We start from the raw sequence: 12,690 nt of genomic DNA on the forward strand, positions 1-12,690 counted from the left end.
CTTTTTTTTCTCTTGACAGGTTAAACGTTTCAAATTAAGCTATACATGTATGTTAAACGTTTAACAAAACGGAGTTGAAACAGGGATGTCTAAGCCCAAACAAGTCACCATTGTAGAAGTGGCAGAAGCCGCCGGCGTTTCCATCGCCACCGTCTCCAATGTGCTGAATCGAGGTGGTATTCGTTCGTCGAAAGAGACGATCCGCAAGGTCGAATTGGCTGCTGAACAACTTGGATATCGGCGCAACACGATGGCAGCGGGGTTAAGCCGCAACAAAACTTATGAAATCGGTGTCATTATCCCGGCACTGGGCAGTTACTATGGCCAGCTTGCCGAACATTTGCAGCTTGAAGCGCACAATGTCGGTTACCATCTCTCCGTGTTCTCTTCCGGAGGATTCGATCCGGCCATTGAGAGAAGGCACTTGGAAGTGCTGCTGGAGCGCAGGGTCGACGGACTTATTTGCCATGGTTTGGCCATGGGCTTCGAGACGACGCGTTCCATTGTGAACAGCGGTACGCCGCTCGTTATGATCAATGGGTGGAATTGGCCGGAAGATATTGCGACGGGAGCTGTGAATTTAGGCTTTGCAGGGGCTTGCGAGCAATCCGTCAAGGTGCTCGTTGACCGCGGCTGCGGCACGATATGTTACATAGGAAGCAAAGGCTCCAAAGTGATCGACGAACGGCGCCGCTTGGGGTTCCAGTCGGGAATGGCGCAGCATGGAAGCGGTATTGGTCACGAAATCGCCGATAGCAAAGGGTTGGATATCGGAGCGTATTTAAGCGGTTTGGTGCAGCGTTACCAACATCCGATAGGCATCATCGCCTTTGACGACCATGTGGCATTGCGCATACTATCGGCTGCTAACCGGCTCGGGATTGATATTCCGAATCGCATTCGGCTGATCGGCATCAACAACGATTACATTGCCAAGGAGAGTTACCCGGGCATTTCGAGCTGGGACATTCCTTACTATGAGCAGGCGCACCAAGCGATCGGGAAGCTGCTGCATAAGTTCGGCAGTAAAGAGGATTCAGGGGAAGACCGGGAAATAGAGGTCCCGCTTACATTTATAGAACGAGAAACGACCAAATTATGATAATGGAGTGATACATTCATGTGGAAACAAGCCATTGAAGATGCCTTACAGAAAACGAGAGCGAATATTGAACGTTTTGGAGATCTATTTCCGCATGTCAGCGAGAACGATGTGTATCACTTGAATCCGAATACGGATTGGACGGACGGCTTCTGGTCAGGCATTCTGTGGCTGAGCTACCAATACAGCGGTGATCCGGTGTTCCAGGAAGCAGCGCGGAGAACAGTGGCAAGCTTCAAGCAAAGATTGGAGAACCATGTAGCGCTCGATCACCACGACATCGGCTTCTTGTATTCCCTGTCTTCCAAAGCGCAGTGGATCATCGAGAAGGACGAAGCGGCAAGACAGCTTACTCTGCAGGCTGCCGACGTGCTGATGAAGCGCTGGAGACCGAAAGGCCAGTACATTCAAGCATGGGGGCTGGAAGGCGATCCTCAGAACGGCGGCCGCATCATTATCGATTGCATGCTGAACCTGCCGCTGCTGTACTGGGCGTACGAGCAAACCGGCGATGCCAAATACAAAGAGGCGGCGGTCATTCATGCTGACTTGAGCCGCCGCTACCTGGTGCGCGGTGACGATTCTTCTTATCATACGTTCTACTTTGATCAGGAAACCGGCGAGCCGCTGCGCGGAGGAACGCATCAAGGCTACCAAGACGGCTCCACCTGGACACGCGGTCAAGCATGGGGGATTTACGGCTTTGCGCTTTCCTACCGCTATACGCGCAATCCGCTATATTTGGAGACGGCAAAACGTTTGGCCAAATATTTCTTCGAACGCTTGCCGGAAGACAACGTAGTCTATTGGGATTTCAATGCACCGGTTAACGCAGATACGAAGCGCGACAGCTCGGCCTCGGCGATTGCTTCCGCGGGCGCGCTCGAAATTTTGGAGCATCTGGCTGCGGATGACGCCGACCGTGCAATTCTGCAGGATGGCATCCAACGTTCGATGACGGGACTCGTCCAATCATACGCAACGATCGGCAAACCGGATGCCCAAGGGTTCATTGAGCGCGGTTCTTACAGCGTTCGCGGCGGCGCGGCGCCGGACGATTTCATGATTTGGGGCGACTACTACTACTTAGAGGCTTTGGTTCGCATGGAGAAAGGACTAAAAGGATACTGGTATGAGTAATCAAACGACATCTAGCCAGAATACGCGTTCATATTGGCTTCAAACGATGCTGCGCATTGCCGATCCTGTTCTGCAGGCGCTGGCGGCAAGACAACTGCGAGCAACCATGCCCGTCGAGAATAAAAAAGAAGAGCAGCGCCAATACTCGCACTTGGAAGCTTTGGCGCGTACGCTGGTCGGTCTTGCTCCTTGGCTGGAGAACCCGGTTGCAGACGCGGAAGAAGAAAAGCTGCGCCTGCGCTATGTCGCACTGGTGCAGGCAGGGCTGGACGCCGCGACGGATCCGGAGTCTCCGGATTTCCTGAACTTTAGCCACGGCTTTCAGCCGGTCGTTGACACCGCCTTCCTGTCCCATGCCATTCTCCGCGCTCCGAATGCGCTGTGGCATGGTCTGGACAGCCGGGTGCAGGCTAATCTGGTGAAAGCTTTGCAGTCGTCGCGAACGCGCAAGCCTGCGTTCAACAACTGGCTGCTGTTCGCCGCCATGACAGAAACGGCGCTGCGCTTCATGGGCGCGGATTGGGACCGGATGCGGGTGGACTTCGCCTTGAAGCAGCATGAGCAGTGGTACCTTGGCGACGGCATGTACGGCGACGGCCCGGAATATCATGCCGATTATTATAACAGCTTCGTCATACAGCCGATGATGGTCGATATCATCGAGCATGTCGGCGAGGAATATGCGGACTGGGGCGCTATGCGCGAAAAAATCATCATCCGCGCGCAGCGTTTCGCCGCGGTACAGGAACGCTCCATTTCACCGGAGGGTACGTTCCCCGTCGTCGGCAGGTCGCTCGCGTACCGGTTCGGCGCTTTCCAAGCGCTGGCCCAAACCGCACAGCGCCGCGAGCTGCCGGACGGCGTCGCGCCGGCTCAAGTTCGCTGCGCGCTGACCGCGGTGATCAAGCGCTTGATCGAAGCGCCGGGTACGTTCGACGAGGCCGGCTGGCTGAAGATCGGCCTGTGCGGCCATCAGCCGGAGCTGGGCGAACCGTATATCTCAACCGGCAGTCTGTACTTATGCTCGGCGGTGTTCCTGCCGCTCGGCTTGCCGGCGGACGATCCGTTCTGGCAAGGAGCCGATGCGCTATGGACATCGCAGCAAGTATGGGCGGGGCACACGGTTGCCATTGACAAAGCGATATATGTGTAACACAACGAAGCGTCTTGTTTCCTCGTGAAACAGGCGCTTTTTTTTGTCCAACGACGCATGTGCGGGCAGCCGGGATTTATATGACGCAGCGCCATTTTTCATGTATACTAAATGGCGTAAAATCCTGTTATCCCCAAATAGCCATATAGAGCGATTGTGGATAACTTCGCGAGCCAGAAGAAAGTAGCGTGACGCTTTTGAATGAAGATTATCAGTTAACGGTACAAGAAGTGCTGGGCAGGCCGTTTTTTCAACACGCCCATATCGCGGCCGGCCGGAACGGGCTGCATCGGACGGTACGTTGGGTCCATATTATCGAAGTGATTCAATTCGAGGAGCTGCTCCAGGGCGGAGAGATGATTCTGACGACGGGAGCCGCTTTCAAGAGCGATACGGCTCTGTTCATGACCTATCTGAACCAGCTCGTTACGAACAACGTGTCCTGTCTCTGCATCGAGATGGGCCATTATTTGACAGCCATTCCCGAGCCGTGGATCGCTGCTGCGGAAGCATGCCAATTGCCGCTTATTATATTCCCGCAGGCTGTGCGCTTCATCGACATTACGCAGGATATTCATGCGCATATCATTAATCAACATCATAAAGCGCTGCAGGATTTGGAGAAAATATCGCGTGAATTCCACCGCATGACGCTCTCCTCGCAGGGGGTGGGGCACGTGCTGGGGCTGCTGCAGAGCAGCACGAAAGCCCAAGTCATCTATGTGCCGACGGACGGGCAGCCGAGATTCGTCCCGCAGACGGGCAGCCGCGAGATGAAGGAATGGCTGGATGTGGTAAGCGGCCGTCTCCCGGATGGCGGGAACTCGCGGCATGCAGGCGCGCCAGCGGTATTTGACTGGGAAGGGCAGACCGTCATCGTTCACCCTGTCGGCGCCATGGGCAAAACTTGGGCGCATATTGTTCTCATTCTCGCCCGTAAGCCGCAGGAATACGAGTACTTGATCCTGGACTCAGCCTCGTTGTCGATCGCGCAGGATTTATTGCGCAAGCGGTATATGGAGGAGCGGAAGCTTTATTCCCAAACGCTGTGGGTGGATGATCTGCTGCATCTGCGCATTCGTGATGAAGAGCAGATCAAGGTGCTGATCGGGAGCAGCTTCAAACAGCTGAACGAGCTGCCTTACTATGTCATTTTAATAGAATTCGAGTCAAAAGCAGGCGAGGACCATCCGGCGCTGCCGAGCGATGGCGTAGAGTCTGCGGGCATTCACCTCTCGCTTGCGGCAAGGTCCGTTTTTGAACAGCATACGTTCCATCCTCTGCTTACGCTCAAAAATAACCGGCTTGTTGTCGTCGCGTTCGACAAAGCGCCGAAGCGGCCGGCCAAAGAACGGCTGCAGCACGTTCTAGCGTCGCTGCAGCTGTTGAAAGCGGAGGAAGAGATGGAGTTGACGATTGGCGTCGGTCAGAGCAATCGAAGCTTTCTGCAGGCGCATCAGAGCTACCAGGAGGCGCTTCAGGCGATTTCCCTTGCGCCTACGCTGCAAAGCAAAGTGCTGTTTTATGATGAGCTGGGCGTGTACCAGCTGCTGTTTCATATTGCGGACAAACAGCTGCTGCAATCGTTCGTCCGTACGTATTTGGGGCCGATCCTCGACCATGACCGGCTGAAAGGCAGCGAGCTGCTGCGCACGCTCAAAGTCTATCTCGACAGCGACGGCTCCAAACAAATTGCCGCTCAGCAGCTTTTTATCGTGAGACAATCGCTGTATTACCGCTTGGAGAAGATCGAGGAGCTGCTCGGAGCCGATTATATGCTCCCGGAGAAGCGCCTGGCGCTGCAGGTAGGCATTCGCGCCTACCAACTGCTGCACCCCGAAACGAAATTGTGAAAAAGATAGATTCAGTTTCTTTACATTTTGTCTAATGGAACGATAGCGGATCCCTCTTATACTTGGAAATATCAAGTAAAGACGGATCCTTTTTATGTCAAGGGTCCCTAAGAGAGGCAGATGCGCAATGATCATCGGGGTTCCTAAAGAAATCAAAAACAATGAGTTTCGCGTTGGCATGACGCCAAGCTCCGTGCTTTCTTACACGCAAGCCGGTCATGAAGTGAAGGTGGAGACGAAGGCGGGTCACAGCATCGGCTTCACGGATGAGGATTATGTGCAAGCAGGCGCCAGCATCGTACATTCCGCTGCTGAAGTATGGTCCGCCGAGATGGTCGTTAAAGTGAAAGAACCGCTTCCGGAGGAGTATGGTTACTTCCATGAAGGCTTGATTTTATATACGTATCTGCATTTGGCGCCGGAAGCTGAGCTGACTCACGCACTCGCCAGCAACCAAGTGACGGCGATTGCGTACGAGACCATTCAACTGGCTAACGGCAGCCTGCCGCTCCTGACGCCGATGAGTGAAGTGGCCGGACGCATGTCCGTGCAGATCGGGGCGCATTTCCTGGAGAAGGCGCATGGCGGCAAAGGCATCCTGCTCGGCGGTGTGCCGGGTGTCGAGCCGGGGCGCGTAGCGGTGATCGGCGGGGGGATCGTCGGCACGAATGCGGCGAAGATGGCGATCGGTCTTGGCGCCGATGTCACGATTGTCGATTTGAATCCGGACCGGCTGCGTCAGTTGGACGATCTGTTCCAAGGCCGTGTCAAAACGATCATGTCCAGCCCTTACAACATCGCGGAAGTCGTACGCAGGGCCGATCTGGTCGTAGGGGCCGTCCTAATCCCGGGGGCCCGGGCACCGCGTCTCGTAACAGAAGACATGGTGAGAACGATGAGTCCGGGCAGTGTGATCGTCGACGTCGCGATTGACCAAGGCGGCTCCATCGAGACTATTGACCGCATCACGACGCATGATAACCCGACATATGAGAAACATGGTGTCATCCATTATGCGGTAGCGAATATGCCGGGGGCCGTGGCGCGTACGTCTACCTTGGCCTTGACCAATGCAACGACGCCGTACGGGCTGCAGATTGCCGGCAAAGGCTATGTGCGTGCGGCGCTGGACAACAGCGCGATCGCCAAAGGGGTGAATGTCGTGGGCGGCCATGTCACCTACAAAGCAGTGGCAGAGGCACACGGATATGAATATACGGACGTTTACTCGCTGTTAAGATAGAATTTATGTCATGTTTCATTACACAAATCATAGAAATCCTTTAATTATGTTATTATAGTTGACATATATCGCACAACGATGTATATTAATATTACCGCACAACGACGTGCACCTAATATACTTGAGGCAATGGCGCCTATCCTGAATGAGGATAGGCGCTTTCTGTCTTTCCGGAGGCGAGTGTCATGAGAAAATTCATGCAAGATATCGTTCTGTTTATTCGTGTTCTTCCAACGGCGTTAACTTGGTATTGAGCAAAAATGACAAAAAAGGTGTCCCCGCCATGATGATGGCTGTGGGACACCTTTTGCCTTATTAGAACGCAGGAACGATTGCGCCTTTGTATTTGTCTTCGATGAATTTTTTCGTATCGGCGGAGTTCAATTCCTTCGCCAATTTCTGCATAGCTTCGGAATCTTTGTTATCCGGACGGGAAACGAGAATGTTCACGTACGGAGAGTTTTTATCCTCGATGAACAGCGCGTCTTTCGTAGGGTTCAGGTTAGCTTGCAGCGCATAGTTGGTGTTGATCAGAGCAAGATCGAATTCGCCGATCGTACGCGGCAGCATCGCCGGATCAAGCTCTTTGATTTGCAGCTTTTTGCTGTTCTCTACGATATCTTTCACAGTACCTTTAATGCCTACGCCGTCTTTCAGCTTGATCAGGCCGTTCTTCTCCAGCAGCGCCAGCGCGCGGCCGGCATTGGAAGGGTCATTCGGAATCGCAACCGATGCGCCTTCTTTCAGTTCGGCAGCGGATTTGACTTTTTGCGAGTATGCGCCGAAAGGCTCAATGTGTACGCCGGCGACTTTCACCAGGTTTTGTTTTTTGTCGGCGTTGAACTGCTCAAGGTAAGGAAGATGTTGGAAGAAGTTAGCGTCCAATTGCTTCTCGAACACTTGAACGTTCGGTTGGACGTAGTCGTTAAACTCAATGACTTCAAGGTTAACGCCTTGCTCTTTCATTTTGGCTTTCAGGCTGTTCAAGATTTCTGCGTGAGGCACGGACGTAGCGCCGACTTTCAGCGTCACTTCCTTGCCTGGCGCAGCCGCTGCAGGCGAAGCGGATGCGGCCGGAGCGGTGCTGGCCGGGTTCTCGGCCGGCTTTTGTCCGCATGCGGCTAGCGCCAGCACGAGGAACAAGGAAACTAGGGATAAAGTAAGCTTTCTCATTGTACAAGGACCTCCAATAATGTTATGATGTCTTATTTGCGGTTGTATTTGGCAACCATCCGGTCGCCGAGCATTTGCAGCAATTGAACGAAAAGGACAAGGATCACGACGGTGACGATCATAATATCCGTACGGAACCGCATATAACCGTAACGGAGGGACAGATCGCCGAGACCGCCGCCGCCTACGACGCCTGACATGGCGGAGTAGGAGAGCAGCGTGACGGCCGTTACCGTCACGGCTGAGATCAAGCCCGGGCGCGCTTCCGGCAGAAGGACGCGCCACACGATTTGCCATGGCGTTGCGCCCATCGATTGAGCGGCCTCAATGACGCCGCTCTCGATCTCACGCAGCGCGGATTCCACCAGCCGCGCAAGAAACGGCGCTGCGGCAATGACCAGAGGCGGAATAGCGCCTTTGACGCCGATGGTGGTGTGCACGAGCGCTTTGGTGATCGGGAACACGCTGATCATCAGAATGACGAACGGCACGGAGCGGAGCACATTGACGATCAGCGAGAGCACGCCGTACAAGGGCAAATTTTGCAGCAGCTGGCCTTTGGAAGTAAGAAATAAAATAATGCCAAGCGCCAAGCCGATGATCACCGTAAACAGCAGCGACCAGAGAAGCATGATCAGCGTATCGCCGGTTGCTCCGGCAATCTCGGCCCAATTAATTTCCCAGCTCATATTCACGGTACCAGCACCTCCACATCCATGCCTTCCTGCTTCAGCTTGCCCGTCACTTCGGCGATTTCGCCAGGGGTTCCGCCGGATAATTGAACGACCAATTGACCGTAAGGCACCCCTTTCATGGACGAAATCGTCCCTTGGAGAATGGCGAAGGATACGCCTGTCGACTTCACGGTTTCGAACAAAATCGGCTCATACGTTTTGGCCCCGATATACGTTATGCGGATCACAGTGCCTGAAGGATCGCTAGGCTGCAAATTGGTATGGCCGGCTCTATCGGTCAAATCGGAAACTTGTCCGACGAAATCCTTCGTAACCCTGTGCTGGGGTTGAAGGAATACATCCAGCACTTTGCCGGTTTCGACGATCGTGCCTTTTTCCATGACGGCTACCCGGTCACAGATCGCGCGAATGACCTGCATCTCGTGCGTGATCAGCAGAATGGTAATGCCCAGCTTCCGGTTAATGTCGAGGAGCAGGGCGAGAATGGCGTTCGTCGTCTGCGGATCGAGTGCGGAGGTCGCTTCATCACAGAGCAAAATATCCGGATGATTCGCCAGCGCTCTGGCGATGCCGACACGCTGCTTCTGACCGCCGGACAGCTGGTTCGGATATTTGTGAGCGTGCTCCTGCAGCCCTACGAGCTCAAGCAGCTCCTTGATTCTTGCATGGATTTCCGCTTGACCCGTACCCGCCAGCTTCAATGGAAAGGCAATATTTTCGGCCACCGTGGCCGAAGCGAGCAGGTTGAAATGCTGGAAGATCATGCCGATCTTGCGGCGCTTCACCTGAAGCTGTCTGGCATTCAGAGCAGTCATGTCCTCTCCGTCGATCCGGATGCTCCCGGAAGTAGGACGCTCGAGCAAATTCACACACCGCAGCAGAGTGCTCTTGCCTGCCCCGGAGTGCCCGATAATGCCGAAGATTTCTCCGCGTTCGATATGTAAGTGGATCTGCTGGATGGCCGGTAAGCGTCCCGGTACATCCTCGTACACTTTGAGCAAGTTATCGATATGAATCAGGATGAATACCTCCTATTCCATGCAAATTATGGTGTTGATATATTTTGACCGACGGTAGATCATTTTATTAGAAAATGCAAGGGGATGCAACAGCTAAAAATTGAAAATTGAATCTGCGACTGCGCATTGACGCTGTATTTATTTGCATATAAACTTAAGTTAAACGTTTCAACTGAAAAAGAGAGCGCTTCACTCGGTGAAGAAAACGCTCTTATAGTGAAGTATCCAAGGGGATGACAAATTTGACAAATTTGCAACAAAGACAAATCGAGGTTCAATCGCGTGTTGCGCAAGCGGCATTTGACCAGCCGCTCCTGAGCAGCGGCTTTTTATTTCATGGGGATGTGCGCGACAATTTCTACTACGCCTCCTATCTGTTTGCAGCGTCTCAAGCTGAAGAGATCGCCTTCGCCGGCGACCGCAGCCTGGCGAAGGCCAAGGCGGAAGGCGTTCTGCAGCTGCTGCTGGAGCTCCAGGACCGGGATCCGGCAAGCCCGACCTACGGGCATTGGCCGCTGAATTTGAGATCGGCGCCGAAGGAAGCGCCGAAGAACACGCTGCCTGTCGAGTTGATGGGCAGCTTGATGGTTTACTTTTATGAGCGGTACGCCCATGTTCTGAGAGAAGATTTAAGAAGCTTGTTCGAGGATGCTCTTCACCATATTTATAGGAGCGATTTCTACCGGAAGCCTATGGAGCATTTCAACCATCACGAAGCCAAATATACGGCGGCCAAGCTCATTCTCGGGCAGCGCTTTGCCGATCAGGAGCTGTTCGCAGATGGTGCGGAGAGCTTGCGGCTGACCTTAGACAGAGTGACTTCGCTGGGAATGTCCGAGTACGGCGGACTGCCTTGGTTCTGGCATTGGGTCCAAGCATTCACATGCGCTTGGCAGCTGGTCGCAGATCCAGAGGTGAAAGCCGAGCTGTCCCGCTTGTTGGACTATTTATGGCGCGTGCGCTCGACGTATTACCTGGGCGGCGCGTGGGTGGGACCGCATGCCCGCATGTGGCCGCACGACATGCCGAAGGACACGAATGTGCTGCATGACTACGTGCAGTATGGCGATTTCGCGCTGCCTGCGGACATGCCGCGCACGGAGTATGCAGGCTTCCTTGTCTATGAAGCGCCGGCCGATGCGCGCGAGCTCGCTTTGAACCGTGAAGCTCCCGTACAGGTCAAATCGAAAATTCCGAAGCAAGCTGCTGTCGCCGCTCACTCAGAGGATGTGCTGCACAGTTATGTTTATATCACGGATCACTATGCCATGGGCGGTATGTACGAACGCGTTCTCGAGTTCGACAATGAACAGCACCGCTGGGATGTCGCCCTGCCGCTGGGACGTGTGCATGGGGTCAATCACGCGTATTTTTTCCATCCGGGACCCGGATTCGCAGAAGGAGATTTGCGCCATCAAAGCGAATACTCAGAAGTGTTTTTTCACCGCAATACGATCATCTCGATGTATCATATTCCGGAAGATCAGCCTGACCGCATCATCGGATGCCTGCCGCCAGGCGAGTGGATGGAAGATGACGGGGCGTTATTCGGGCTGTGCGGACATGTATATATGGCCGTATTCCTGCAGCAGCCGTACCAGCGCGAGGTGCTCGCCGACCGCTCGGTGGTCACAAGCCGAGGCTTTGCCAACGCCGTCGTGTTCGAGTGTGCGGATCAGACCGCTGCAGCTGCCAAAGGGATCGCCGATCTCCGGCAATTTGCCGACATCATGAGACGGAAGCGGCCGACCATGGATGAGAACAGCCTTGTTTATACATCGCTGAGTGACGATTTGCTTGTTTTCCGAAGCGGCCCGAACGTTGAAGCCGGCAGATATGTGAACGGTCTTGCCGCCGACTTCGCCGATTACACGGTCCCTTTAAAATAAAAGGAAAAGAGGATGTTAACATGCCATTAGTGGACATGCCGTTAGAGAAGCTGCTTAGCTATGAAGGGCGCAACCCGCGCCCGGACGATTTCGATGCTTATTGGGAGCGGGCGATTGCCGAAATGAAAGCGGTTGACCCGCAGATCGAGCTGCGTCCAAGCGAGTATCAAGTGCCTTTCGCAGAATGCTTCGACCTTTATTTCACAGGGGTGAAAGGCGCGCGCATTTATGCCAAATATATTCGTCCCAAGCACACATCCGCGCCGCATCCGGCGATTGTGCAGTTCCACGGTTATTCCGGCAATTCCGGCGATTGGTCCGATAAAATTCAATATGCAGCGCTGGGTTATTCGTTCTTCTCTATGGATTGCCGCGGTCAAGGGGGCTTGTCCGAAGATGTTGGGGGGATGAAGGGGACAACACTCAGAGGACATATTGTCAGAGGGCTGGACGACCATCCCGACCAGCTGCTGTTCCGCGACATTTTCCTGGACACGGCGCAGCTTGCAGGCATTGCGATGAGCATGCCGGAGGTGGATCCGGAGCGCGTAGGCGCAATGGGCGGCTCGCAGGGAGGGGCATTGACGATCGCATGCGCCGCGCTCGAGCCGAGAATCAAGCGATTGGCACCCGTCTATCCGTTCCTCAGCGACTACAAGCGCGTATGGGAAATGGATTTGGCGAAGGATGCGTATCAGGAGCTGAAGGACTTCTTCCGCCGTCACGACCCGCAGCATAAGCGTGAAGACGAAGTATTCACGAAGCTGGGCTATATCGACATTCAGAACCTCGCGGAGCGAATTCAAGGGGAAGTGATGATGGCCGTCGGACTCGCCGACACCGTCTGCCCGCCTTCAACGCAATTTGCCGCGTACAATAAAATCAAATCGAAAAAAAGCTATGAATTGTACCCTGATTTCGGTCATGAGGGTCTGCCTGGCTTTAACGATAAAACCTTGCAATTCATGCTTGGTTTATAAAAGAAAAATGCCGCTCTCATCATAGATGGGAGGGCATTTTCGTCGTCTTGCAGGGTTTAACCGAGAGCTTTCGCTTTAAAATGAACGACGGCGCTGTACAGCATTTTGCCGGCATTCGGATCGAAGGCAGACTGATGCTGAATGGCGAAAACATCGAGCAGCAGCGCTTTATTGTTATCGATTTGCTCGTTAATCTGCTTCTCCAGCAGTTTCAAATCATATCCTTGATAAAACTCGATTTTATTTTCCATGCGGTCCAGTATGAAGTCCATCGCGATAATCCTCCCGGGAAACTGATGTAAAGATTAGATCACTTCTCTATTATACCGTCAATATCTGATATAGGAAGTGGGGGGGAATAGGCGTATACTGGTAAGGGGACGCGTGAAGCTTGCAGAAATTATATCGGAATGCTGTATATTCCAGACAACAAGTAACAGGAA

11 protein-coding genes are annotated in these 12,690 nt (G+C 53.7%); 7 read left to right on the forward strand and 4 right to left on the reverse strand.

Features of this window, described 5'->3' with window-relative positions:
- Positions 1–85: 85 nt before the first annotated feature.
- From J2X61_RS21830 to ald, 5 genes are all read left to right on the forward strand, one after another.
- The gene (locus tag J2X61_RS21830; protein WP_274467866.1) at positions 86–1,102 is read left to right on the forward strand and encodes a LacI family DNA-binding transcriptional regulator; all 1,017 of its coding nucleotides are present in this window, start codon (positions 86–88) and stop codon (positions 1,100–1,102) included.
- Between the two features lie 18 nt (positions 1,103–1,120).
- Positions 1,121–2,242 (forward strand): glycoside hydrolase family 88 protein, encoded by a 1,122-nt coding sequence (locus J2X61_RS21835; protein ID WP_274467867.1) that lies wholly within the window; start codon positions 1,121–1,123, stop codon positions 2,240–2,242.
- Entirely contained in the window at positions 2,235–3,395 is a 1,161-nt protein-coding gene (locus tag J2X61_RS21840) for a DUF2264 domain-containing protein (RefSeq protein ID WP_274467868.1), read from the forward strand. Before J2X61_RS21835 ends, J2X61_RS21840 begins: the two co-directional genes overlap by 8 nt.
- Before the next feature lie 188 nt (positions 3,396–3,583).
- The gene (locus J2X61_RS21845) at positions 3,584–5,248 is read left to right on the forward strand and encodes a PucR family transcriptional regulator (protein ID WP_274467869.1); all 1,665 of its coding nucleotides are present in this window, start codon (positions 3,584–3,586) and stop codon (positions 5,246–5,248) included.
- Positions 5,249–5,375: 127 nt separating this feature from the next.
- Positions 5,376–6,491, forward strand: a complete 1,116-nt coding sequence (gene ald / locus J2X61_RS21850; protein WP_274467870.1) for an alanine dehydrogenase — start codon at positions 5,376–5,378, stop codon at positions 6,489–6,491.
- 315 nt (positions 6,492–6,806) lie between these two features.
- Here the strand turns inward: ald and J2X61_RS21855 are convergent, their stop codons facing one another.
- Genes J2X61_RS21855 through J2X61_RS21865 form a run of 3 tightly spaced genes read right to left on the reverse strand, consistent with a single transcriptional unit; the run spans position 6,807 to position 9,378 of the window.
- A complete protein-coding gene (locus tag J2X61_RS21855; protein ID WP_274467871.1) occupies positions 6,807–7,664 on the reverse strand; it encodes a MetQ/NlpA family ABC transporter substrate-binding protein in 858 nt (285 codons plus the stop codon).
- Between the two features lie 32 nt (positions 7,665–7,696).
- Complete coding sequence (locus J2X61_RS21860; protein ID WP_274469279.1) at positions 7,697–8,353, reverse strand: methionine ABC transporter permease; 657 nt, start codon at positions 8,351–8,353, stop codon at positions 7,697–7,699.
- A 2-nt stretch (positions 8,354–8,355) separates the two neighbouring features.
- Positions 8,356–9,378 carry a methionine ABC transporter ATP-binding protein gene (locus J2X61_RS21865; RefSeq protein ID WP_379239773.1) on the reverse strand — a complete coding sequence of 341 codons (1,023 nt, stop codon included), beginning with the start codon at positions 9,376–9,378 and terminating at the stop codon, positions 8,356–8,358.
- A 251-nt stretch (positions 9,379–9,629) separates the two neighbouring features.
- Between J2X61_RS21865 and J2X61_RS21870 the strand changes: the two genes are divergently transcribed.
- Positions 9,630–11,267, forward strand: a complete 1,638-nt coding sequence (locus tag J2X61_RS21870; protein ID WP_310190561.1) for a hypothetical protein — start codon at positions 9,630–9,632, stop codon at positions 11,265–11,267.
- Between the two features lie 20 nt (positions 11,268–11,287).
- Entirely contained in the window at positions 11,288–12,247 is a 960-nt protein-coding gene (locus tag J2X61_RS21875; RefSeq protein ID WP_274467874.1) for an acetylxylan esterase, read from the forward strand.
- A 56-nt stretch (positions 12,248–12,303) separates the two neighbouring features.
- Here J2X61_RS21875 and J2X61_RS21880 read toward each other — a convergent pair whose 3' ends face one another.
- Entirely contained in the window at positions 12,304–12,519 is a 216-nt protein-coding gene (locus J2X61_RS21880; protein WP_274467875.1) for a YrzA family protein, read from the reverse strand.
- Between the last annotated feature and the right edge of the window lie 171 nt (positions 12,520–12,690).

Source organism: Bacillus sp. 3255 (assembly GCF_031456485.1).
Classification (GTDB): domain Bacteria; phylum Bacillota; class Bacilli; order Paenibacillales; family NBRC-103111; genus Paenibacillus_E.

Excerpts from the sequence above, each read along its gene's own strand:
- J2X61_RS21830 (WP_274467866.1), top strand. The coding sequence starts at position 86 with ATGTCTAAGCCCAAACAAGTCACCATTGTAGAAGTGGCAGAAGCCGCC.
- J2X61_RS21835 (WP_274467867.1), top strand. The coding sequence starts at position 1,121 with ATGTGGAAACAAGCCATTGAAGATGCCTTACAGAAAACGAGAGCGAAT.
- J2X61_RS21840 (WP_274467868.1), top strand. The coding sequence starts at position 2,235 with ATGAGTAATCAAACGACATCTAGCCAGAATACGCGTTCATATTGGCTT.
- ald (WP_274467870.1), top strand. The coding sequence starts at position 5,376 with ATGATCATCGGGGTTCCTAAAGAAATCAAAAACAATGAGTTTCGCGTT.
- J2X61_RS21855 (WP_274467871.1), bottom strand. The coding sequence starts at position 7,664 with ATGAGAAAGCTTACTTTATCCCTAGTTTCCTTGTTCCTCGTGCTGGCG.
- J2X61_RS21860 (WP_274469279.1), bottom strand. The coding sequence starts at position 8,353 with ATGAGCTGGGAAATTAATTGGGCCGAGATTGCCGGAGCAACCGGCGAT.
- J2X61_RS21875 (WP_274467874.1), top strand. The coding sequence starts at position 11,288 with ATGCCATTAGTGGACATGCCGTTAGAGAAGCTGCTTAGCTATGAAGGG.
- J2X61_RS21880 (WP_274467875.1), bottom strand. The coding sequence starts at position 12,519 with ATGGACTTCATACTGGACCGCATGGAAAATAAAATCGAGTTTTATCAA.